The organism is Pseudomonas sp. FP1154, from assembly GCF_030687245.1.
Taxonomy (GTDB): Bacteria; Pseudomonadota; Gammaproteobacteria; order Pseudomonadales; family Pseudomonadaceae; genus Aquipseudomonas; species Aquipseudomonas rhizophila.
Map to the genome: position 1 here is coordinate 5,848,483 of NZ_CP117465.1, position 24,660 is coordinate 5,873,142.

Here is a 24,660-nt window from a genome sequence, read left to right on the forward strand (position 1 = left end):
GCACCCTCTGCGCCCGGCGTGACACAGCGTAAGGTCGGCGTCATGCTCGACCTTATGTTGTGACAGCCCGATGAGCTGTCGCTTTCGTCCTCGGAGAACACCCATGAATTTCTCGACCTACCCTGCCGCCCAGCACGTCATGGTGCTCTACACCGGTGGCACCATCGGCATGCAGGCCAGCGCCCATGGTCTGGCCCCGGCATCCGGTTTCGAAGCACGGATGCGCGATTACCTGCACAGCCAACCCGAACTCGTCATCCCGCAATGGCGTTTTCGGGAAATGTCGCCGCTGATCGACAGCGCCAACATGACCCCGGCCTACTGGCAGCAACTGCGCGAAGCAGTGGTCGACGCCGTGGATGTACAGGGCTGCGACAGCGTATTGATCCTGCACGGCACCGATACGCTGGCCTACAGCGCGGCCGCCATGAGCTTCCAGTTACTCGGCCTGCATGCGCGGGTGTGTTTCACCGGCTCCATGTTGCCCGCCGGCGTGACCGACAGCGATGCCTGGGAAAACCTCAGTGGCGCGCTGGTCGCCCTCGGCCAGGGGCTGGCGCCGGGTGTGCATCTGTATTTCCACGGCGAGCTATTGGCCCCGACCCGTTGCGCCAAGGTGCGCAGCTTCGGTCGCCATCCGTTCAAACGCCTGGAGCGTCAGGGCGGTGGCATCAAGGCAACCTCGCTACCGGCACAGCTCAATTACAACCAGCCCAAGCAACTGGCGAACGTTGCGGCGCTGCCGCTGTTTCCCGGCATCAGCGCCGAAATTCTCGATGGCCTGCTGGGCAGCGGCATCCAGGGCCTGGTGCTGGAATGCTACGGCAGCGGCACCGGCCCGAGCGACAACCCGGCCTTCCTCGCCAGCCTCGAGCGGGCGCGGGACAGCGGCGTGGTGGTCGTGGCCGTGACTCAATGCCATGAAGGTGGCGTCGAGCTGGATATATACGAGGCCGGCAGCCGTTTGCGGGGCGCTGGCGTGCTGTCCGGCGGCGGCATGACCCGCGAAGCCGCGCTCGGCAAGTTGCAGGCGTTGATCGGCGCCGGGCTGCCGGTAGATGAGGTTCGCCGGCTGGTTGAGCTGGACCTGTGTGGCGAGTTGAGCTGACACCCGGCAAAACCTGTGGGAGCGAGCTTGCTCGCGATGGCTGACTTTCATTCAGCATCAATATTGAATGTTCCACCGCTATCGCGAGCAAGCTCGCTCCCACAGGGGTTCGCTCAAGCCTGGCAATCTTCGTTCGGCACACAACTTGCTCCATTTCCAGCCTCCCCCGGCCGGAAACGAACATGCTGCACTCCCACCTGACCACACTCAACGCCGTCTCCCTGGTACTCAATACCTTCAAGCACGAAGGCCTGCCCAGTGATGCATTGCTGACCGGCAGCGGCATCAGCGCGGCGGATCTGAGCCGGGCCGACACGCGCATCACCACCAATCAGGAGATGCAGGTCTGCGCCAATGCCGTGGCCCTCAAGCGCGACATCGGCCTGGAACTGGGCTTGCGCATGCACGTGTCGTCCTACGGGATGCTGGGGTATGCCCTGCTCAGCAGTGCCACTTTGGGTGACGCTTTGCGTTTGGCGCTGCGCTATCCGGCGCTATTGGGAACACTCTTCGACCTGCACCTGGAAGAAGGCCATGAAACGGTCTGGCTCAGCGCCAGCGATTATCGGGAGAACCCGGCCCTGGCGGTGTTCAACGCAGAGTTCTGCATGGTTTCGCTCAAAGTCATCTGCAACGACCTCCTCGGCCAGACGCTGCCCCTGCGCGCGGCGCGCTTCGAACATTCGGCGCCCGATTACCAGGCGCGCTACGCAGCGCTTTTCGACTGCCCGGTGCGTTTCGACAGCATCGACAACGCGTTCGCCTTCGACCGTCACTGGCTGGAACAACCGCTGCCCCTGGCCGACCCCATCACCCACCACGCCATGGCCGAACGCTGCCGTCGGCAGAACACCGAGTTCACCGGTCGCCAGGCCTGGCTGGGGCGGATTCGCCAACTGCTCAGTGCACAATTGAACGCCGCTCCCGGCCTGGAAGGCTTGGCAGAACAGATGAACTGCTCGTCGCGCACCTTGCGTCGTCACCTCAAAAATATGGGCTGCAGCTATCAGGAACTGCTCGACGAACTGCGCTTCGAACGGGCCAAGCAGATGCTGTGCGAGGACAAATTGCCGATCTATCAGATTGCCGAAATGCTGGGCTTCAGCGAAACCGCCAGTTTTCGACATGCCTTTGTGCGCTGGAGTGGGGTGGCACCGAGTCAGTTCAGGTCCTGAACCTTCGGGAATCGCCGCTTTCACGCACAACACCTAACCCTGTGGGAGCAAGGCTTGCCCGCGATGGCGTCCGCTCAGACACATCCGGCGTCCTAAAGGCTGACGCCAGGTAGACCGCAACAACCGGTCTACGACGGCTGCGCCGCCGAGCGGGAGCAAGCTCCCTCGCCACGAATCGCAGAGCGACACGAAGCTCTGTTTACCCACCCGCCGTCACACTTCCACCACCCCACGCAACCCTGCGCAGTTGCCTACAACTACGCCAGAATCCGCCTGCTTGTGCGCCTTGCCCTCACCACCTATCGTCTCCCTGTCGCTGACACCAGCGAACGGGTTTGGCGGCCCGGTTGACGAAAGTTCCTCACGTGAAAGGAGCTTCACTATGTTCAAGATTAAACCAAACCCAGCAGAAGCAGATCCCAACTCCCCCTACTTGGACGGTCTCAACGCAAAAAAGCTCGACGAAGCCTCCAAACGCGCATTGGACTATTACCTGGCGGCCAAACCAGCAAAACCCGCGGAAACCATCCACCCGGCCAGCTATTCTCCGTCGTAAAAGGCCTCGACAACGAATGCCTGCTGGCCAACCTCAGCGAAACTCTGGCTTCTGCCGAAGCGATGGTCAACGAGTTGGCTTTCGATCTGGAAGGCTCGCACCGCCACTTCCTCCTCGGCATCCAGCAACTGATCGAACTGAGTTCATTGCTGGCGAACCGAGCGCTGGATAACGTCGAGCCACGCTAGCCGTTACACCATCAACCCCGTGGCGAGGGAGCTTGCTCCCGCTCGGCGGCGAAGCCGCCCCAAAACAGGCTGACGCATTCTCCAGACAAATCGCATCAGCCGGTTTACGACGGCTGCGCCGCCGAGCGGGAGCAGGCTCCCTCGCCACATGCCGTGTATGCCTTCAGATCAGGTGTAACGTGCTGCCGCCTTCGCGAGCAGGCTCGCTCCCACAGGGGCTTCCATGCCCCACCCCCGCGAACACCCGCGCCACCAAGGGGCGATTTACGGTCAAACCTTTTGGCCATTTCGATCCCCTTTTGGCCTCTCCTGCCGTTCTCTGAAACGCCGCACGCCGCAAGACTGTGTTCAAACCGACCAGCCTTGCGGAGAACAAAAAAATGCTGACGATCTATTCAGACGATCACCACCTGCACCACGGGCGTTGCGAGTTGATGGACGGGCAATTGATGCCCTGCTTCGAGATGCCGTCCCGGGCCGATCATGTGTTGGAGCGGGTCAAGACGCAGGGGCTGGGGCCAGTGGAGGCGCCGCAGGATTTTGGTCTGGGGCCGATCCAGCGCATCCACAGCGCGGCGTATCTGGAATTTTTCAAAGGTGCTTGGGACCGCTGGGCCAAGTACAACCGCGAGGGCGATTTGTTGCCCTTCACCTGGCCGGCGCGGACCTTTCGCACGGTCATACCCACGAGCCTGCACGGCCAGTTGGGTTATTACAGTTTCGACGCCGGCGCGCCGATTACCGCTGGCACTTGGCAGGCAGCCTACAGCGCCGCCCAGGTCGCCCTCACCGCCCAGGCCGAGATCCAGCGCGGCGCTCGCAGTGCCTTCGCGCTGTGCCGCCCGCCGGGGCACCACGCCGCCGGCGACTTGATGGGCGGTTATTGCTACCTCAACAACGCCGCCATCGCCGCCCAGGCGTTTCTCGACCAGGGCCATAAGAAGGTCGCGATCCTCGATGTCGATTACCACCATGGCAACGGCACCCAGTCGATTTTCTACGAGCGCAGCGACGTGCTGTTCGCTTCGATCCACGGCCACCCGGAAGCCGAGTTTCCATTCTTCCTTGGCTACGCCGACGAGTACGGTGAAGGCGCCGGTGAAGGCTTCAACTTCAACTACCCTTTGCCGGCCGGCTCAGGTTGGGACACCTGGAGCGTCGCGCTGGAGCAGGCCTGCGGGCAAATCCAAGGCTACGACGCCGATGTCATCGTCGTGTCCCTGGGCGTGGACACCTTCAAGGACGACCCGATCTCGCAGTTCAAGCTCGACAGCCCGGATTACCTGGCGATGGGCAAGCGCATCGCTGCATTGGGCAAACCGACCCTGTTCGTGATGGAAGGCGGTTACGCGGTGGCAGAAATCGGCATCAATGCCGTCAACGTTCTCGAAGGTTTCCAAAGCGCCGAATGAGGAATACAAGCATGAACAGACTCAAGCGTTTAATGGCTCCGACCGTGTGCGCCGCGCTGCTGTGCGGCGCTGTCCAGGCCGAAGAGCGCACCCTGCGTGTCTACAACTGGTTCGACTACATCACGCCCAAGGCCCTGGACGATTTCAAGGCGCAGAACAGCCAGGTCAAACTGGTCTACGACATCTTCGACACCAACGAAGCGCTGGAGGCCAAGCTGCTGACCGGCAATTCCGGCTACGACGTGGTGGTGCCGTCCAACGTGTTCCTGGCCAAGCAGATCGAGGCCGGGGTGTTCCAGCCCCTGGACCGCAGCAAACTGCCAAACTGGAACCACCTCGATCCCAAGCTGATGAAGCTGATCGAAGCCAACGACCCGGGCAACAAATTCGCCGTGCCCTACATGTACGGCACCATCCTGATCGGCTTCAACCCGGACAAAATCAAAGCTGCCCTGGGTGACAACGCGCCGGTGGACAGCTGGGACCTGATTTTCAAGGAAGAGAACATCAGCAAGCTCAAGCAGTGCGGCGTGGCGCTGCTCGACTCACCGTCGGAGATCCTGCCCCTGGCCTTGCAGCACCTGGGCCTGGACCCCAACAGCAAGAAGCCGGCGGACTACGCCAAGGCCGAAGCGCTGCTGATGAAGATCCGCCCGCACATCACCTATTTCCACTCGTCCAAGTACATGGCCGACATCGCCAACGGCGATATCTGCGTGGCGGTCGGTTACTCCGGTAGCTTCTCCCAGGCGGCCAACCGCGCCAAGGATGCCAAGAACGGCGTGACCGTGGACATGCGCCTGCCCAAGGAAGGCGCGCCAATCTGGTTCGACATGCTCGCCATCCCTAAAGGGGCGAAAAACCCGGACGACGCCTACACCTTCATCAACTATTTGCTGCAACCGGAGGTAATCGCACCGGTCAGCGATTTCGTTGGCTATCCGAACCCCAACAAGGATGCCACCGAAATGGTCGACCCGGCGATCCGCAGCAACCCCAACCTGTATCCGACCGAGGCGGCGATGGCTACGCTCTACACCTTGCAACCGTTGCCCAGGGACGCCGAGCGCGCGCGGACGCGGGCCTGGACCCGGATTAAATCCGGCCAGTAAAGGCTCTGCGGCAAGGGGTTTATTCCCAACCGGGCATTGTCAGCCGGCCTATACATAGTTACCACCTTCCCTGTCTTGTACCTCCCTAGCATGGAATCCCCGAAGCATTCAGCGGCGGGGATTCCACCTATCGCAAGACAGGGAGCGTCAGATGACCAGAACCTCTACAACCACGAACACTACACCTGAAGCCAGCCTCAAGAATGCTGTGCTCAACCAGCTACTCGCAGGGCCTACCTCCCCGGAAGTTGCCGCCGTGCTCCTGCGCAGGGCCCTCAAGAAAATGTATCCGACACTGGACCTCGATCCGCTCAACACAGTCGTTGGCGAGCCTCGCTGGGACATTGTCGACGGCGAAATCCTGGAACTGCCCACCCGTTACGAAACCCTCAGCGATATGGTGGCCGAACGAGTAGGCGCGAGCGATTCGACCATGCTGATCGAAGGCGTGCACTTTTTGACTCAGCTACCGATCAGCACCCCGGAGGTGCATCTGCCGGTACGTATCGAACAGATCGGAGCCCTGATCAACGAACTGGAGCCCGTCATGTTGTCCGCCTGCCAGGAACAACAACTGGCGTACTGGAACGCGCCAGTGGGCACATCCGGCCCACGCTGGCATGAGCTCTCCAGAACGCTGCGCAAGATCTGGGACGTCAAAGAGGTCAATGGCTGGACCGCGACCGAATGCGACATGGCCAGGCAATTGTTCCTTTACCCCAACCCGGAGGACCGCAAGCAACATGATCGCTACGACACTCACGCGTACCTGATCGACATCGATGAAGTTGACGGGACCAAAGTGAGCCGCCTGAACGAAAATTCGTTGGTGGTACTGATCGGAACCATCGCCAGCAAAGAGGTCATCCTTACGTACTCGCTGCGCGACAGCTATAAAAAATTCGATTCACAGCAGGCGCTGGGGCAATTTCTCCCGACGCAACTGGACACCACGTTCCGCAAGAAAATCCAGTGGCGGCTGTATGAGCCCACCGGCAACATCTTCGATCAAAAGGCCTGCGGCCTGATAGCCATGCAGGTCAAGATCCTCGGTTCCCCCAGCTTTCTGAAAAAAGTTGCATCCATCGAAGACGACCAGCCAGTGACCAGCGGGCTGGACGCAGAAAAAGGTCTTGGCGCGACCTGGTTCGATAAAAAGATCCCCGACTGGCTGCTGGCAGCGTCGATATCCGATCAGATTCTGTTCGCCCAGCACATGAAAAACCTTTCGGCGTTGAGCAGTTCCCATGCCGGCAAGACCTACCTGGACGATATTGCTCCTATCAAGGAGTTTGCCTTGAACGCCCTCAAGAAGCAGATGCAAGCGGACCATGCCGACGCTGCGACACTCGATCCGGAAAAAATCGAGATCCAGATTCGCAGCCTCGTGGCCTGGGGGTCCTTTATCGTTCCGGGCAAATTCGAGACCACCCGGTTCAATCTCGTTGAGCTGGCCTTGCAAAACCTGATTGCACTGCCCCTGGGCAACAAAACCGTCAGGTCCCTCACCGGCAAGGTGTTGCCCACCTGGATGACGACCGACTACATCGAAACCCTGATCACCAAAATCGATATCGGTCGCGTCTATCCCGATCTGGTGAAGAGCAAACTGCTCGACGATCCGACCGAATCAGCCCGCCGCGAAGAGTTGTACACCTCCCAGTTGCGCATTCAACTGCCCATGCTGGCGCTGGAGGGAAAGATCCGAGGGCGTGGGAACATCGACGAACGGGGTTACCGTTATGTCGCCGCACTGATGGAACCGGAGGAAGCCGATCGCAAGGTCGACGGACAACCCATCGTCTTGCGCAGGCTGGCCTTCATATCCCAACAGAAACTGATCCCCTTGGAAGACATCGTGACCAACATGTTCGTGATCGGTCCGAAGAATCCAGACGCCGGTCCCTGCCTGCTTTATCGACCGCTGCTTGAGCCGCAGTTGTGCCAGTACCCCTCCTCCAGCAACCTGTTGTATGCGATCAGGCAAATCCCTGAATTGCGCCAATCGGTCCTGGCCTGGCTGCCCGATGAGGTGCGCAGCAATTACAGCCGATACATTTTCTCGGGCCCGCTGCCCTCACCCTGGGTCATCGTTGAGTTTGCGACGGACCCTTTTACATCATGGCTCGATAGCGCCCCCGTCGGTTTGAGCGAAAAAACCCTGGGCTCCGATTTCCTGCCACTGTTGTTCAAGGCCAATGCCAATGCCCTGGTCGAGCTTGCAGACCGGCAATCGGTCTCCAACAGCGAAACCCGCTGGAGTACGTTCAAGCAGGCAGGCTGGCTGATTTTCAACCTGGCCCTGCCTTATCTGGGCGCTGCCGTGGGCACCGCCGTCTGGCTCTGGCAAATTCTGGATGACATTGAAACGCTGATGCAGGACAGCGAACACGCCAACGACCAAGCCACATGGGAGGCATTCGTCGACCTGCTGCTGAACCTGGCCATGGCGATCACCACCCACGCTATCGACCATGCCAGAGAAGGCACACGCAGTCGCAGGGCAGCGGCGCCGGAGGTGTTAGAGGAGCCGGTCAAGCTGGTTAAACCCAAGCTCATTATCGAAAAACTCGCGCCTTCCACCGCTAAGCAACCGCACCCCGAACACTATGAGTCCATCCATTCCAGCGGTGCCTTGACAGGCAAATCGGGAGAGGGTGCCAAGCTCCTTGAGAGTTTCAGTGTCGACGCGCCCGAAACACCAGGGCAGGCCCATACCGATGGCATGTCCAAAGGGCTCTATCAACGACAGGGGCGGTGGTACGCCAAAGTGGGAGAAAAATGGTTCAACGTGCTGATGGTGGGCGATAAGGTCTGCGTCGTCGACGGGAAGAATCCCTCGCGCCTGGGCCCTCCCCTGAGGCTGGATGTACACGGCAATTGGCATATCGACATCCGTCTGCGCCTGCGCGGAACGGGCTCAAAAGGTGCGATGGAAAAAGTCATCGCCGACACTCACCGCCGCAGCGTTCAACTGCTGGCCGAACTGAACCGCTTCGAAGAAAAAAAACCGGAGCACCAGGCACTGCTGACAATGAATGCGCAAGAATTGAACAGCGCCTCGGGCTCCGCCAAGGAGACCAAGCGCAACGTTTACTTGAGCACCTTGAAAACCCAGCGCGAAAGCTATGAAGAAGCGCTGAACATACTGACGCAATGGCCCGTCTTCCAATCAAGACCCGACGCGCCTAAAGCCAGGCTTGGCTACCTGAACGCACAGATCAACTTCACGTTCGAAGAGATAGACGCGCTGAAAGAGCGGTTTACCCCTGCCCTGAGAACAGCCATGGACATGGCCACCACCGGCGTCGCGGTCGTGGAGCAGCAGCACGTCGATGCAGCCGAAAGCATGATCCGGGTCGGCGAGGATATGAACGAGCGCCTGGATTACATGGAGACCCGTTTTTCCAGGCTCAAGATACTGGGGCGTGAAGGTTTTGAGTTTATCCGGCAGCACCGTGGAAGAATGCCGACCTACAAGAGCGACGGTATTCGTCTTATCCAGTTGGACATGTATCGCCACCTCTGCCTGTCGCTCGACAGCATCAATACAGTGCCCGAAGGTTGGGCCGTCATTAACCAACTGGTTGATAGCGCCACGATCGCCTTCCAAAGCCTGCACGACGCCATCGAGGAACGCAGCGTGATCCGGCTGGATGAGCAAATCGATGCATTTGGCAGTCTCACGGAACAGTTCACCGCCCTTGAAGAACAACTCGAATACGTGGGCACTGAATACAAGGACAGCGCCCGGCCGGCCGAACTCAATCGGCTGAACAAGCAGATCGGCGGCCTGAAAAAACGGGCACTGCAACATTTGGCCCAGGCCCTGGATGAGAGAAGCAACCGGCGCAGCATGGGCAACCCTTACGAGCCACGCCCCAGGTTCAGGAAAAAGTTCATCAGGGCACGCTTTTGGGGCCTTGTCAGTGGTGAGCCTCGTTTAACGAAAATGCAGGAAGAAACCGATTGGGTCGATGTGAAGAACCCGGTCACGGACAAGATCATCGCCACCTTCCACCGCAAGGGAACCGGTGAGTGGGTGCCCCATGCGCTCGCCGACACGCCGCAGATCGTCCCGCCACTGGCAACCAGCCTCGCAAAGGGCCAAGCCCTGATCGATGGGCTGGAGGCGTTCCAGGCGCAGGTCGAGGAGCACATGAATGCGCCAGGCCGATCGCCCACCGGTCTCGGAATGATCCTGAACGCCCATGCAAACAGGATGGAGAAAGTCGGCATTGCAATCAAAAAGGCAGTGGACAGTGCCTCGAACGAAACCGTTGAAGTGTCAGTAAAACAAAAGCGTACCGCCGAAGCCCTGCGCATGGCACTCAAGACGCAAGCGAAGGCCCTGTACGAGGAAGCCTTCGATGCCGTACTGAATGTCATCAAACATCGCCCTCCGACCATGGATGGCGTCATTTGGCTTAAAAGCCGCAACCGTATTTCCATCACCAAACTAAAGAACCGACAAAAAAACAAAGGCCCTCTTCGCGGCTATCTCGACCGGTATGAGATCAGGGACGTGAAGGAAAACAAAACGCTTTGGTTTGCCGATTTCCGTTACTCCACCGACTGGGTCCCCGCCCACGCCTACCTTTCCGGTCGCTTGAAAACACCGGAACAAGTCAACAAGGGAGCACGCGCCGACGCCACCCAGGATCTCACCCAGCGTCAATTGATCGATCTTTACCGCAGCGAAATTGCGGTGGATCAGGCCAGGGAAGTGTTCTTTCCAAAGCGGCCCTCATAACGGTCAGGATCTGAATCTGTGGGAGCGGGCTGGCTCGCGAAAGCGGTGGATCAGCCAGCCGCCATGTTGGATGCGCCCACGTCTTCGCGAGCAGGCTCGCTCCCACAGGGATTGTGCCAGGCGCTCAGCCTCCTGTTCTCCAGGCCTTGGCCAGGCTCGCCAGCGCGGTGCCAATCGCTGCTGGCGGGACGGCCGCGAACCCCAGCACCAGCCCGGCTCGCACTGGCGTCGTCGTGGTGGGCAACCAATAGCCACTCAAGCCATTGATTTCGACACCGGCATGGGTCGCTCGGGCTATCAGCTCTTGCTCACGCTCGACGCTGTCCACCGGCACAGTGACGTGCAGGCCCGCCACCACCGTGGGCATGGCGCCAACCCCTGGAACCGCCTTCGGCCAGCCGGCCAGCAGCGCGTCGCGCCTGGCCAGGGCGGCCCGGCGCATACGCCTGATGTGCCGTTGGAAATGCCCGGCGGCCATGAATTCGGCCATCACCGCCTGGGTACTGACTTCAGAGTGGCGTACATCCACCGCACGACGTCGGGCGAAGGCGTCTACCAGGCCGGGTGGCAACACGAGATAACCCAGGCGCAAGGCCGGGAACGCGACTTTGCCGAACGTCCCGACATAAAGAACCCGCCCCTGGCGATCCAGTGCAGCCAGGGGCGCCAGCGGCGCACCGCTGTAGCGATACTCGCCGTCATAGTCATCCTCGACGATCCAGCCATTATTGCGCTCGGCCCAGGTCAGCAGCTCCAAGCGCCGCGCAAGGCTCATGACGACCCCGGTCGGGTATTGATGGGACGGCGTGACATAAGCCAGCCGACAGTGGTTCAACGTACCCAGCGCCGCGCAATCCAGACCATCGCCATCCACGGGCACCCCTCTGACCTCGGCACCGGCGACAGAGAACGCATGCCCGGCGGCGCGATAGCCGGGGTTTTCCACAGCCACGACGTCACCCGGGTCCACCAGTAGCTGTGCACAAAGGCTAATGCCCTGCTGAGCTCCGCTGGTGATCACAATTTGTTCAGCTGTGCAGTGCAGGCCTCGGGAGCTGCGCAGATACGCTGCGATAAGACCGCGCAAGCGCGCATCACCTTGGGAATCGCCATAGCACAGTTGCTGCAGATCCGGCTTGCGCCAGAAAGCCGCGTTCAGCTTGGCCCAAACCTCGAAAGGAAACAGATCGAACGCCGGAACACCGACCCGAAATGCCCTTGGCGGACCCAGGGGTGGTTGGGGCAAATGGTGCTTTTCGACCCGTTCCAATGCACCACTGTGGATAACTTTACTGGATGGACCCACAGGTAAATCCAGCCAATCTGTGGATAAACCAGTGGATAAGCCTGTTGAAAACCCTGTGGATACTTTTGTGGATATGTTTTTCAGCGGCAGGGCCGTCGACGACAGTTTTGCCACATAAGTGCCGTCACCGACCCGTCCCTCGATGAAACCCTCGGCGTAGAGCTGGTCATAGGCCCGCACCACGCTATTGCGGGAAATCGCCAAGGCCGCCGCCAGATCGCGACTGGCCGGCAGACGCGTACCGCTGGCCAACCGCCCATCCAGCACCCGCATACGCAAAGCCTGGTAAAGCTGGCGACTGAGCCCCTGGCGGCGGTCCAGCTCAATGCCTGCGGGGTTGAACGACAGTGGCGGCACGGCATTGTTCATGAGCGCCCTCGCAAATGGACCTATCGAATTGGTCATAAGTGGCTCTTACAACAGACCAATAGCCTGCCTAGGATGCTCGCATTCGCCAAGGAAAATCGTCATGTACAACCCACAAGCCTTTGTCGTCGAAGACCTGCCCCAACTGCATGCCATGATGGGTGATTGCCGCCTGGCTGTATTGATCACTCACGGTGAACACGGCTTGCAGGCCAGTCATTTGCCACTGTTGCTGGACCCGCAACAAGGCCCCAATGGCAGCCTCTACGGCCACATGGCCCGGGCCAATCCACAATGGCGTGACTTGGAAGCCGGTGCCGAAGCATTGGTGGTTTTCGCCGGGGCCGACGCCTACGTCAGCCCCGGTTTCTACCCCGGCAAGGCCGAACACGGCAAAGTCGTGCCGACCTGGAACTACCTGGCCGTACACGCCTATGGCCGCGCAGAGGTGTTCAGCGATCCCCATCGCCTGCGTAACCTGGTGGGCGCCCTGACCGATCGTCACGAAGCCGGCCGCGCCCAGCCCTGGAAAATCGATGATGCCCCGGCGCAGTACATCGACAGCATGCTCAAGGCCATCGTCGGTTTCACCCTGCCCATCCAGCGCCTGGAAGGCAAACGCAAACTCAGCCAGAACCGCAGCCCCGCGGACATCAGCGGGGTGCGCCAGGGTCTTGCCGCCAGCCTGGACCCGCAGGACCAGGCCCTCGCACACCTGATGCATGACCTATCGTCCAAGGAGTGAACATGAGCCATCCCCAGATCCGCCTCGTCAGCGCTGACGATCACGCCGCCTGGTTGCCGTTGTGGCAGGCCTACCTGCGTTTCTACAACACCGAACTGCCGCAGGCCGTGAGCCAAAGCACCTGGCAACGTCTGCTCGATGACCGCGAACCGACCCACGGCGCCCTCGCCTGGAACGGCGACACGGCGGTAGGGCTGGTGCATTTCATTTATCACCGGTCGAACTGGAGCATCGAAAACTCCTGCTACCTGCAAGACCTGCTGGTGACAGAGCACAGCCGCGGCACCGGGGTCGGTCGCCAGCTGATCGAATTTGTCTACACCACCGCCAAGGCCGATGGTTGCTGCAAGGTGCATTGGCTGACCCACGAAACCAACGCGACGGCGATCCAGCTCTATGAGCGCATCGCCGAGCGCCCGGGTTACATTCAATTTCGCAAAGCCCTGTAAGGAGCGCAGCATGTCGATTTCCCTCGCCGATTGGAAAGGCGCTCCGGCGCCGTCTACGCAGTTGCTCGAAGGGCGCTTCATCCGCCTGGAAAAACTCGATCCGGCGCGTCACGCCGACGGCCTGTGGCAAGCCCTCGAAGGGCCCGGTGCCGACCCGAAACTCTGGGATTACTTGCCCTACGGCCCGTTCAAGGATCGCAGTGCGTTCGATGCGTGGCTGGCCAATCACGCCGCCAACGTCGACCCGTATTTCTTCAGCGTGATCGACCGCGCCAGTGGCGAGGTGCAGGGCATCCTCAGCCTGATGTCGATCGTGCCAGCACAAGGCCGCATCGAGATCGGCCATGTGACCTTCGGCGCGCCGATGCAGCGCTCGCCGAAAAGCACCGAGGCGATTTATCTGTTGGCCAAGGAATCTTTCGCCCTGGGTTATCGGCGTCTGGAGTGGAAGTGCAACAACGCCAATGCCCGTTCCAAATACGCCGCCGAACGGCTGGGCTTTACCTTTGAGGGGGTGTTCCGCCAGCACATGGTGGTCAAGGGCCAGAACCGCGACACCGCGTGGTACTCGATGCTGGATTCGGAATGGCCGGCGATCCGGGCAGGATTCGAGCGCTGGCTGAGTGAGGAGAACCAGAGCGCGGGTGGGCAGGTGCTTGGGTTGGTGGAGTGTCGCTCTTGAATTGTTTCGCCTGACAGTCAGCTATCGCGAGCAGGCTCGCTCCCACAGGAGCCCAGGGCGAATGCAGAATCTGTATTCGCCGCCAATCCCTTGTGGGAGCGAGCCTGCTCGCGATGGCTATTGGGCAGTCGACACATTCGTCGCCTGCCCACCGTCAAATCACTCCGACTTGCGCTTCACCTCACCAAACTGCTTGAGCGAGTCAGGAGTTACGCCCCGTCGTGCATACTGCCAGGCCCATTGCGGGATGCTCAGATGACTTTCCAGGTACACGGCAAAATCCAGACGGCTATGCCCCAAGCGGTTAGCTGGGAAGTTAAAGTTGTAGAGATAGAGCTGGGCCCGTCGTTGGCCGATGGCGAACAGGGTCTGGATGATTCGATTCGCACGGGCTTCTTCTGCCCCCAGGCTTTCTCTTAATGCCAATCCAAATTCCAGTCCAGTACGCAGCGACCCCGGTCGTCCAAGCGCCTGCCGAATAGTCGCATCGCTAAAATGCGGCCCAATCAGGTCGAGCCAGATCTGCATGGCGTAATCGGCTCGCAGACGCATAAGGTTCCCCACTAAACCCGGGGTATTTAACAAGATGGCCACCCGGTTATTGGACGGCAACTCCCCTGGAGGGCTAAACAATTTCGCGACGGCAGGTACGTCTATGCTCTCAACGTTCTTCCGCGCCCCGCCCAGGAACTTCATGAACGCCATCAAATTAGGTCGATAAACGAGAATGTTTTGCAGGTTCTGATCATTGAACACCTGCATCCAGTCAAGGTCGATGCGTCCCGTACGCTCCAGTTCGGCATAACGGGCGTCTGCATACGCGGCAATGAGTTCAAAGCGCCTGTCGGACAGCGCCGGATTACGGATCCACCTCGCGACGTCACTCACGGACAACATGCCACCGAGGTTGTGAGCGATAACGCGGGATCTCAGGATAATGTTGGCCCGCCGCAGCAGATCAGGGAAACGCCCAAGGGCCGTTCTGAATAAATCAACGGTCCGCTCGACCATGTCGGCATACATGAACTGATCAAACAGCTCAGCATCGTCATCGACGAACTTGTCCCGAACGCGCATCAGCTGGTCTTTTACGTCATCCAGATCATTGCGATCCACGAGATGGGCACCGTCCAGCAGCGTTTCTAGCTCATCCGGGTCCAGATGATCGTGCAGCGCCTCCTCATGCCTGACATAGGCCAGGCTATTGCGGGGATGATGACCGACCAACTGCCGGGCGGTGAGCCCATACTCCAGCATGATGTGGGCCACGTCTTTGGAAACCAGCAGGTACTTGTCACCGAGCAGCCGAAGAATGTTCTGATCATCGACAGGCGGCAGCAGAATGTCCTCGAACAGTTGCTTCATGGTGACTTTTTCCTGCGCGGAAAAAGGGCCGCTGGTGCCTGCCGCCAGATTTGCCGGGGGCCGGGGCGATAACATGCGGCCGACTTCCTGCAGGATCTCAGGAGGTAACTTAGTCCCTGGTGCCGCAGTAATTGCCATACGAACAGTTCTGTTTGCATGCAGGTCCAAGTAATCCAAGGTCGGTTGGAACAAGCGCTGCGGGTTGGGCGTTCCGTAGACGATCCGGGTGAGATCGAGCATCGCCGCATTGTCCAGAAGATTGACAAGCGATGGCGCATTCTCAAAAAGCGCTTGCTGCACTCTGGAGACTGGCGGCGCCACGTATTGACTCAACTCCGGATGTAGATCGACATGATCGGCTGCCGCATCGCGCAGCCTCTGCATCGTGAACGTCTCCTGGGCCTGCCCTTCATTCAACCCAGCCGCCAAGGCCTTGAATAGGCAATCACCATCGGCATCGATATCCACCACGCGCTCACCCAAGAGCAAACTGTAATGGTCATGACCGGTTCGTCTCAAAACGACATCTGTATCTGCTCTATCCGGATGCTCGGCCACCGGATAAATCGTTTCATGTTGCCCCGGGGTAAAACGCACCGACCAGGCACGTTGTGCGGATATTTCATCAATGATCAGCAAGCTGCGGTTTTGTGGCCAGATCGCCAGGCGCGTCATGATTGACGGCACCAGGTCTATGATCCGATTGTTCCAACTGCCCGGCGTGCGTATCGAATTGGAAACAGCGGAAACCGATAGGGCAGGCTTCTTTGACGGGCCCGGTTGGGCAGGCGTCTGCGCCGGCCGTTTGCCGCCGCCCCGGCCAAAGCCCACGGCACGCCACTGCCCATCGGACATGCGCGCCACGGTGCTGCGCATCACCCCACTGGAGCGGATGTCCAGCCCCGTCATCGGGTTGACCAGGGTGGCTTCGGTTGCATCCAGCTTCGTGTGGTCATGCACACGGAACACCGTCCCGTCGGGTTGTCGCACATACACGGGGCGAGCCGTCACACTGCCGGTGGCCACATTGTTGATCGTTGCACGATAAAAGCCTCGCGCGTCCGCGGTCAGCCCACGGATCACCGAGACATCCTTCACCGCATAAGGAGCATAGATCGCCATGTCCAATGGCAACCCGGACAGCGCTTCATCCTGACTCTGGCGCGCGGTCACCGCGCGGAAAAAAGATTGGCCCCGGGAGGGCACGGTGCCTCGGGCAAGACGCGATCCGCCATGGTTCGCTACCGCATGCACAAGCGCCAGAGTCTTCAGGTTCAGCGGAATAGCCCCGGTCCTGTACACCAGCAAGCCGGTCTTGACGGCGCTCTTGAGCATCTGGAAACCCGGCGCCAGGAACATACCGGCCAACTCCATGACAACCTCGATCGCCATCTGCCCGAACCTGCCATAGGTTTGATGACGGACATCGCGGTTACTGTTGGAGCGTTGATCGGCATGGGCACTGTGAAAGTTGATGTGCGCCCGGTGGAGGGCTTCAAGAAGGTCGCCGGTGATCAACGAACCGCGAATCAGCGGACGCCCCCCTTGCTGCCCCAGCGTGCGTTTTATCTCGGAAGGGTTACGCGTGGAGATGCGCGAACGGAAATACGCCTGCCAATCCTCCCGTGACAACAGCTCGGCAACGCCCTCGCTCAGATCGGCAAACTCGTGGAAGTCCTCGCCCTCGGGACTGTCGGGAAAATAAACCCCCACGGTGCCCTTGATATCCGGCCCTTCCTGATCGGAAAACACCAGCACACCATTGATGCTGACCGCATTGCCCATATGGGCGTGTCGGCCGCCGACGGCCATGCTTCCACCCAACATCAGACCGTACACATGCACGCTGCGCCCCATGACGGGGGGGCGGGCCTCTACCGACGGCAAGCTCAGGACAGCGTCCAGCCAGAGGGCGAGTTTCTTAGTTGATTTGGGTGGGTTGGAGGCCTTATCGACCACCATGGCCTTGAACACTGCGTCGCCCTTGAGCGAGGCCTCATAGCCTTTGAATTTCAGATTGGCCAGGTACGCTGTCTGCCAGGCCTTCTTGTAGGCCGGTTTATTCATTTGCTCCCTGAGCATGGCCTCATAACTGCCACCGGCATCGATGCTCGTCACCATCTTGGCCAGTTCGCGCCCGCTCAACGTGATGAAATAGCCGTTGGCCGGGTTGCGGATACGCTCGCCGTCTGGATCGATCAGGTAGGCGCTCAGTACCTCCCTCATTGCATTCGGGTGCTGAGACGGTCGCAGGTTATCCAATAGCAACTGGGTCAGGCTGCTGACACGGGACTGCCTCGGGTTGGCCTTCTTCCCATAGAAAAACGTAACCATGGACAGGTCCGGATCGGGGTCTATGTCCGCGTGCACGACCTTTTGCAGATATTGCCTGATCTTCTGGCGGGTGAACTGCAACAACGTCTGGATATCACTGGCTGCCAATGTATAGGCGGCTTCCAGCACCTGCAGCTCCAGACCGCGGTAATGCGATTTTTCCGCAGAGGTCGCCGTTTTAACAAAATCGGGGCGATTGTCTTCAACCAGGGTTTCCTGGCGGACAGCCAGTGGCCCGGCAAGGGACAGCATGGGCAGGTCCAGCGCATTTTCGACATTCAGGGCAAAGGCAGGCAAGGCGAGTGTTTCGTTTACAGGCGCATTCAGAAACGTTTCCAGCGCGGCACTTTGAAACCACAGCAGGTCATCTGCGGCGATTTCAAAGGCGTGTCCAGACAATTCAGAGGCGATATCCCGAATCCTGCGTTTTTGTCCCTCATAGACAGGGCTGACCTTATTGACCAGATCCTTGAAGGAACGGAATTTCTGGATTCCTCCTTCCAGCGAGTACAGGAACAATGCGGACTGATCTGCCCGCTTGATGGTCATTGCAGCGGGCCACTTGCGGGGCTCTGCGGCACCCATGTCGAGCATGACGGCATAAACATGGGGAATGGGCGCCCGCAACAGGCGGTTTCTGTCCGTCATGCGAGGATGGGTCGTGATGAGGTCCAGCAGGCGATCCTCATCGTTCTGCAGGTTGCGCTCACTCAGAGTCAATTGGAGGGCCGGATCCCGATCAGCCTTGTACAGATCGAACAAATACAAGAAGCGCCGGGACAGCAAAAAAGCAAGCGCCGCTTCAGCTGTGGATGGGCTTGGTGCATCGAGCCAGTCCGCTACGTACTTACCCGTGCGAAACGCAAGGAGGTCATCCTGAAACTGCCGCTTGAGACTTTCGTTGGTGGCCGGTTGAGCGACATAGAATGCCGACTCCATGATCGCTGCAGTTTTCCGATCCAATGGGCTGACAAATAGGCTGTCAGCCTCTTCCACCGTATCCGCACGACTGAAGAATCCCACGCCATCGACCGTGTAGGTGGGCCGTGTGTCCGTTGTCAGGCAGCTCAACATGACGTCGGTAAAACGCTGCGAGGAGATCAACGCACGCTTACCCATCGAGTCGACGCTAAAGTGGTTCACGTAGCAGTGATCCGGGTCCAGGTGCTCAAACGCCGAGGCACGGAATTTCCCTTGCGCAAGCTTTGCCTTGATTCTGCCGACCAGCAGACTCTTGAGTACCGTGTCGAACGTTGGAAGCGCGGCGAGCAACCGGGCCAGCTTCACCTGATTGGCATCCAGAAGCCCCAATTGCCGGAGCTGCTCTTTTTCACGGGCGCCGAGCAGATTGCCGTGAGCATCCACCTCGGTGATGAGGGGCTGTCCAGTGCCCTGATAACCGGGCTCGATGCCGGCTCGCAATTGCTGCAGGACGTCTTGCGAGAGTGCTTTACCGTTGGCCCGCAGTGACGAAAAGTCCAGGGACATCTGACTTCGGTGGGGATAAACCCAGCCCTCTCGCGGGGACAAGGCGGAGGAGGAAGCCCGGCTTTGATGGGCTCTCAGAAAGCCTTGTGTCACGGCGTCCCGCAACGTCACCGCGGCGGTTTTGCGTTCAGCGGCCGAATCGACAGTCTCGACCTCCAGATAAGTGACCTGAACCTGCACCTCGCCGGTGAGGCCCCATTGGGCTAACCATTGATCGGCAAATGTATGAGGTTGAAATCGGCTCCCGTTGGGTAACAGGCTGATGGGTTTCAAGCGCGCGAAAGAAGGCACACCACGTTCATTTTCAGAGAAAACAGTCATTTCAGTGTCCGGTTGTGATCAGGGCTGGGACCCTATCGCGCCGTTCGAGCGGAAATGACATACATATGTATGGAGGGGTTAGAGGGTTCGGGGAAAAGCGTAAGTCCAAATGTCAGCAGAATCTCACGACTCCGTGGCGAAGGCGCTTGCTTGCGCTCGGTTGCGCAGCAACCGCAAGTTCTTAGGGCCGCTGCGCAGCCCCGCGCCACAGGGTTATTCCACAGTACGATGAACCAGGCTCAGACCAGCTTTTGCGCCAGCACCGCAATATGCTCCGGCCCAATCCCGCAGCAGCCGCCCAGATGGCTTGCCCCGCGCTTGCGCCAGTCAGCCGCCCACTGAAGGTACCCTGGTGGATCAAGGTCTTCGCGCAGCGGGTCCAACCCGTCGTTGGCCGTCGCCTCCTTCGGCTGCGGTGGGAACGCGTTGGCGTAGGCTCCAATGTGGATCTTCACCCCCAGACGCTCGAAGGTGTCCCGCGCGGCATCGATTGCTGCGCCGATCACTTCTGGTTGGCTGCAATTGAACAGCAGCGTTTCGACGCCGAGCTCGGCGGCCACTGCCGCCGCGTCCGCCACCGGCTCACCGGAACGCAGGCGCGGCACTTCATCGGTGTCTTCATCTTTCAGGGTGAATGACAGCCAGAACGGCTTGCCGTCCTTCGGCAGCCCGGCGTGGATCGCTCGCGCTTCAACCGTCGAGCTTTGGGTTTCGGCCAACCACAGGTCAACATGAGGCGCCAGGCCTGTCACCAGCGGCGCCAACAGTTCATTGGCACGGCAAGCATCGAACAAATCGGGTCGATAGGAACCGAACAACGGTGGCAGCGACCCGGCAATCCGTACTGATTTGCCTGAGGCCTGTACCGCCCGCTGCGCCAGCTCCCCAGCCCGCGCCGCCAATGCCTGGCCCTCGGCTGCAAAGCGCTCCTCTCCGATGTGAAACGGTACTACGGCGTAGCTGTTGCTGGTAATCACGTTGGCGCCGCTGGCGATGTAGGCCGCGTGTACCGCTTCTACCGCCTGGGGTGCTTCGCTCAAGGCCAGCGCCGACCACTCGGGCTGCCGGAACGGGGCGCCCCGGCGTTGCAGTTCGCGGCCCATGCCGCCATCAAGGATGACTATCGTTGCTGCGCCCATATGCGATTCACTCATAAGCTTATGAAAAATACTCACTACCGGAGTCCTTCTTATAACTATTTAATACGCACCCATCGGTTAACCACAACTTATTTTTCAGCCAGGGATCTCTCGTGAAATTTCAACCGCTGCTGGCCCTCGGCCTGACTCTACTGGCCGTTTCGTCACAAGCGCTCGCTGGCGCCACGCTGGATCGCATCGAGCAGAAAAAAGAACTGGTCGGCGTGCTGATGGAAAGCTATCCGCCCTTCTCATTCCTCAACGATCAGAACCAGCTCGACGGTTTCGACGTGGATGTTGCCAAAGCGGTCGCCGAAAAACTGGGCGTGAAACTGCGCCTGGAAACCCCCTCCTGGGACGTGATTGCCGCCGGGCGCTGGAGCGGGCGCTATGACATCTGCATCTGCTCCATGACGCCAAGCAAGGCCCGCGCCGAGGTGTTCGATTTCCCGGTCCAGTATTACGCCTCGCCAGCGGTGATCGTAGTCAACGCCAAGGACGACAGCATCCATGGCGCCAGTGACCTGAGCGGCAAGAAAGTCGGCCTCACCAGCGCCTCCAGCTACGAGAGCTACCTGAACAAGAACCTGGTGATCGAAGGCGCCGAAGACACCCGTTTGAGCTACCCCTTCGAGGACGTGCAGATCGCCCCGTACGACACCGACAACGTGGCCTTCCAGGATTTGGGGCTGGGTGCCGGGGTGCGGCTGGACGCGGTGCTGACCAATCTGGTGACTGCGCAGCCGCGCCTGAGCGAAGACAAACGCTTCAAACTGGCGGGCGAGGCGCTCTATTCCGAGCCGAACTCGGTGGCCATCGAAAAAGGCGACGCCGAGTGGAACAGCAAGGTGCGTGAAGTGTTCGCCCAGTTGAAACAGGACGGCACCTTGAGCAAGCTTTCCCAAAAATGGATCGGCGCCGACATCAGCCAATGACTTCCTTTCCATCCCCTTCTCGGCCACCGCAACCGGTGGCCGAGTCGCGCCTGAAAAAGATCTTCGGTTTTCGCACACGGTTGTACCTGACCTGGGCAGCCATGCTGGTGTTGTTCGCGAGTTTTTTCCTGAGCTTCGACCTGAAATTCTCCATCATCCTGGACAAGCTGCCGAATCTGCTGGGCGTGCACCTGGCACCCAACGGCTTTCTGCAGGGCGCGGCGCTGACGCTGTTTCTATGCCTGTGTTCGATCGTCGCTTCGTCCTTGCTGGGTTTCATCACCGCCCTGGCGCGGCTGTCCAGCAGCGCGGGAGCCTTCGGCATTGCCAGTTTCTACGCGTCGTTCTTTCGCGGCACACCGCTGCTGATCCAGATTCTGCTGATCTACCTGGGCCTGCCACAACTGGGGCTGGTGCCGGGCGCGATTGCCGCCGGGATCATCGCCCTGTCGCTGAACTACGGCGCCTACCTGAGCGAAATCTTCCGCGCCGGCATCCTTGGCGTCCCCCATGGCCAGCGCGAAGCCTCCCTTGCGCTGGGCATGGGTGAAACCGTGATCTTCTGGCGCGTCACCCTGCCCCAGGCCATGCGCACCATCATTCCACCGACCACCAACCAATTCATCTCCATGCTCAAGGACTCGTCCCTGATCTCGGTGATGGGCGTCTGGGAAGTGATGTTCCTGGCGCAATCCTATGGTCGTTCCAGCTACCGCTACATCGAAATGCTCACCACGGCGGCGATCATTTACTGGTTGATGTCCATCGCGTTGGAGCTGATCCAGGCGCGGATGGAGCGGCATTATGGGAAGGCTTATCTCAAGCGCAGCTGACAGGACAGTTCCGAGGATCTTGTAGGGCGACGCTTCATGTCATGGAAGCCAACGCGACGATCTCTGGATCGCAACACGACCGGCCTACAGATGCCATCTGCTGTGGCTTGCCCAAGGCGCGGCGTTAGCTGGCAGCGTGACCGGGGGTGGAATTTTTAAAGTGCGGACTTCTTTCAAGAGAGGCCGCACTCGATGTCTATCCAACATTTACACCCACCCCAACACCTTGCCCTGGCAATCGCCTTGGCGCTCGGCTGCGCCGATGTTTCGATGGCTCAGCCATCAGCCGATATTCTCACAACCGCCGAGCAACAAGAGTACCTCAAGGCCTTCGCCGAAGCTAAGGATACCAAGCGGCAAAATGCCAACACCTCCCGTAAAGGCGACGCAAAATGGACGGGCAAAAATGACTGGGTCATCATCAGCGCAAACGCAAAATTCCCCGGGATCATTGATGGTGGCGGTGGAAAAAACGTTCTGCGCCTGGACGCCGCCAAGCATCCGATATTGGCTGAAACCCGAAACTTCATGGCTTTGCAGGTTGCGCAAGGTGAATGGCAACACACCGGGCATTTCGCAGGCTGGGGGGTGATCGAGCCAGAGGCCACGTTGCTCAATACTGGCCGAATCGACGGCCAGGTAGGGGTTCTCGGCAAGCTGGACAACCAGGGTGTGGTCGCCAATCGCGTGACTGTCGAGCCAGGTGCCAGCATGACGAACTCCGGCGTGGTCAATGGGCAGGTTCATGTACGCGAAAGGGCCAGCTTCAGCGGCAATGGCACTGTGGAGTTCTTGAGTGTCGCGGGCCAGTTGGAAGTCGGCCCCGAAATAGGCGCACCCTCCATTACTCAGGACTTCTCGTTGGCGGAGAGTGCCGAACTGATCTACGGGGTCAATGCAGATGGTGGTAGCTCCACGATCAACGTTGAAGGCACCGCGCTCCTCAACAACGCGACGCTGACCGTCGCCGGCGTGCCGGGCGAATACATTGAGGCGCGCGAGCACACGGTCATCCGCGCGGGGAAGATCGAAGGAACGTTCGGCACGGTCTCCAGCAATCTGGCATTCATGACGGCGACGCTGAGCCCCACCGATACGCAAGTCAACCTGACTTACGCGCGCAACGATGTTCCCCTCAAGCAAGCAGCAACTACCGAAAACGGGCAAGAATTTGCGGCCCATATCGAAGCGCTGCAACCGGTCAAACCAACAGCGCCCGTCCCCAACGACGGGCCCGCCGTTGCACAGGCAGCTGGTGCCCGACCAGGGATCGAAGCCCCAGCAATCAAACCCGTCGAGCCACCCAAAATCACCAGCACCGCTCCCAAACCCACCGGCCAATTGCAAACCACCCAGCCAGTCGCAAAACCCAACGCCGCCATCAACGCCTTGCTCGGCAGCGATATGATGACCGCCGCCAGCGCCATCGACCAACTGAGTGGCTACAACACTGCGGATCTGGGCAACGCCACCTTGAGCAGCATCGCGCCGATCAGCAGCGGAATGCTTTCGGCCATGGGCCAGAAAAACCCGGGGAACGTGCATGCTGACGGTCAAGTCTGGGTCCAGGCCATTGGTAACAGCGGCAGTATCGGCAAACAATTGGGCAGCTATGCCCTGAAACACTCGACCAGAGGTGTGATGCTGGGAACCGACTGGGCCATCAGCCCTGATTGGCGCCTGGGGATAATCGGCGGCAAGACGCAAACCCGGCTGGACGGCCAGCAGTTCGATGGTCGGCTCGACAGTTGGCACCTGGGCGCCTACGCCTTGCGCCAGGACGGGCCATGGGCGTTGCGCCTGGGCGCCGTTTACGGCAATCATGACGGCAGTACCAAGCGTCATGTGCTCTTCAACGGTTTCAGGGATCGCCTCAAAGGTCGCTACGATGCCAATACGCAGCAGGTCTTTGGCCAGCTCGGTTACAACCTGAACATCGGTCACTTCGATATCGAGCCTTATATCGACCTTGGTTACCAACGCTACCAACGCGATCGCTATTCGGAGAACGGTGGCGACGCGGCGTTGCAGTTCAACGGTCAGACCCAGGACTATTTCCACAGCAACCTGGGCCTGCACCTCGCCCGGTCATTCTCTCTTGACCAGGGCATGCGACTGACGCCGCGCTTGAGTCTCGGTTGGAAACATCTCTACGGCGAGACCCGAGGCGCTTCCCGCCAGGGCCTGGTCGGCGCAGGCAAGTCGTATACCGTCGAAGGCGTCGAACTGGACCGTGACAGCCTGCTCTTCGAAACAGGGCTGGACCTGGCCGTTTCGCCCAGGCATACCCTGGGGGTGAGTTATAAGGGTGAAACCGGTCAGGACAACCGTAACGGGGCGTTGATGGGCCAATGGCGAATGATGTTCTGACAGGCAAAAAAAAGGGGAGCACA

The 24,660-nt window shown here is 59.8% G+C and carries 15 protein-coding genes and 1 pseudogene; 12 read left to right on the forward strand and 4 right to left on the reverse strand.

The window, feature by feature from the left end; translation table 11 throughout:
• Positions 1 to 103: 103 nt before the first annotated feature.
• The 6 genes and pseudogenes from PSH91_RS26165 (at position 104) to PSH91_RS26190 (ending at position 10,304) form a co-directional block, all read left to right on the forward strand.
• Positions 104 to 1,108, forward strand: coding sequence for an asparaginase (locus PSH91_RS26165; RefSeq protein ID WP_305466956.1), 1,005 nt, complete (start codon positions 104 to 106; stop codon positions 1,106 to 1,108).
• A gap of 182 nt (positions 1,109 to 1,290) precedes the next feature.
• Positions 1,291 to 2,283 carry an AraC family transcriptional regulator gene (locus PSH91_RS26170; RefSeq protein WP_047226713.1) on the forward strand — a complete coding sequence of 331 codons (993 nt, stop codon included), beginning with the start codon at positions 1,291 to 1,293 and terminating at the stop codon, positions 2,281 to 2,283.
• 382 nt (positions 2,284 to 2,665) lie between these two features.
• A pseudogene (locus tag PSH91_RS26175) lies at positions 2,666 to 3,027 on the forward strand (DUF6124 family protein).
• Between the two features lie 380 nt (positions 3,028 to 3,407).
• The gene (locus PSH91_RS26180; protein WP_305466957.1) at positions 3,408 to 4,439 is read left to right on the forward strand and encodes a histone deacetylase family protein; all 1,032 of its coding nucleotides are present in this window, start codon (positions 3,408 to 3,410) and stop codon (positions 4,437 to 4,439) included.
• Positions 4,440 to 4,450: 11 nt separating this feature from the next.
• A complete protein-coding gene (locus PSH91_RS26185) occupies positions 4,451 to 5,551 on the forward strand; it encodes a polyamine ABC transporter substrate-binding protein (protein ID WP_305466958.1) in 1,101 nt (366 codons plus the stop codon).
• 802 nt (positions 5,552 to 6,353) lie between these two features.
• Positions 6,354 to 10,304 carry a dermonecrotic toxin domain-containing protein gene (locus PSH91_RS26190; protein ID WP_305466959.1) on the forward strand — a complete coding sequence of 1,317 codons (3,951 nt, stop codon included), beginning with the start codon at positions 6,354 to 6,356 and terminating at the stop codon, positions 10,302 to 10,304.
• A 124-nt stretch (positions 10,305 to 10,428) separates the two neighbouring features.
• Here the strand turns inward: PSH91_RS26190 and PSH91_RS26195 are convergent, their stop codons facing one another.
• The gene (locus PSH91_RS26195; protein ID WP_188251879.1) at positions 10,429 to 11,979 is read right to left on the reverse strand and encodes a PLP-dependent aminotransferase family protein; all 1,551 of its coding nucleotides are present in this window, start codon (positions 11,977 to 11,979) and stop codon (positions 10,429 to 10,431) included.
• Between the two features lie 100 nt (positions 11,980 to 12,079).
• Between PSH91_RS26195 and PSH91_RS26200 the strand changes: the two genes are divergently transcribed.
• From PSH91_RS26200 to PSH91_RS26210, 3 genes are read left to right on the forward strand one after another with little or no spacing between them, the layout of a single operon-like run.
• On the forward strand, positions 12,080 to 12,721 hold the full coding sequence (locus PSH91_RS26200; RefSeq protein WP_305466960.1) for an FMN-binding negative transcriptional regulator: 642 nt from the start codon (positions 12,080 to 12,082) through the stop codon (positions 12,719 to 12,721).
• A gap of 2 nt (positions 12,722 to 12,723) precedes the next feature.
• Complete coding sequence (locus PSH91_RS26205) at positions 12,724 to 13,170, forward strand: GNAT family N-acetyltransferase (RefSeq protein WP_047226707.1); 447 nt, start codon at positions 12,724 to 12,726, stop codon at positions 13,168 to 13,170.
• A gap of 10 nt (positions 13,171 to 13,180) precedes the next feature.
• The gene (locus PSH91_RS26210; RefSeq protein WP_047226706.1) at positions 13,181 to 13,852 is read left to right on the forward strand and encodes a GNAT family N-acetyltransferase; all 672 of its coding nucleotides are present in this window, start codon (positions 13,181 to 13,183) and stop codon (positions 13,850 to 13,852) included.
• A 159-nt stretch (positions 13,853 to 14,011) separates the two neighbouring features.
• Here the strand turns inward: PSH91_RS26210 and PSH91_RS26215 are convergent, their stop codons facing one another.
• Positions 14,012 to 19,360, reverse strand: coding sequence for a dermonecrotic toxin domain-containing protein (locus PSH91_RS26215; protein WP_305466961.1), 5,349 nt, complete (start codon positions 19,358 to 19,360; stop codon positions 14,012 to 14,014).
• Between the two features lie 239 nt (positions 19,361 to 19,599).
• Positions 19,600 to 20,499 (reverse strand): homocysteine S-methyltransferase family protein, encoded by a 900-nt coding sequence (locus PSH91_RS26220; RefSeq protein WP_305466962.1) that lies wholly within the window; start codon positions 20,497 to 20,499, stop codon positions 19,600 to 19,602.
• Between the two features lie 113 nt (positions 20,500 to 20,612).
• Between PSH91_RS26220 and PSH91_RS26225 the strand changes: the two genes are divergently transcribed.
• Positions 20,613 to 21,434, forward strand: a complete 822-nt coding sequence (locus PSH91_RS26225; RefSeq protein ID WP_047226703.1) for an ABC transporter substrate-binding protein — start codon at positions 20,613 to 20,615, stop codon at positions 21,432 to 21,434.
• Positions 21,431 to 22,267: an amino acid ABC transporter permease gene (locus PSH91_RS26230; protein WP_305466963.1), complete on the forward strand. Its 837-nt coding sequence runs from the start codon at positions 21,431 to 21,433 to the stop codon at positions 22,265 to 22,267. The genes PSH91_RS26225 and PSH91_RS26230 overlap by 4 nt, the downstream gene beginning before the upstream one ends.
• Positions 22,268 to 22,549: 282 nt before the next feature.
• On the opposite strand, the gene PSH91_RS26235 is transcribed toward PSH91_RS26230, so the two are convergent.
• Entirely contained in the window at positions 22,550 to 23,014 is a 465-nt protein-coding gene (locus PSH91_RS26235) for a hypothetical protein (protein WP_305466964.1), read from the reverse strand.
• On the opposite strand from PSH91_RS26235, the gene PSH91_RS26240 reads away from it, so the two are divergent.
• On the forward strand, positions 22,979 to 24,637 hold the full coding sequence (locus tag PSH91_RS26240; protein WP_256676649.1) for an autotransporter domain-containing protein: 1,659 nt from the start codon (positions 22,979 to 22,981) through the stop codon (positions 24,635 to 24,637). The two genes, PSH91_RS26235 and PSH91_RS26240, sit on opposite strands and share 36 nt — an antisense overlap.
• Positions 24,638 to 24,660: the final 23 nt, after the last annotated feature.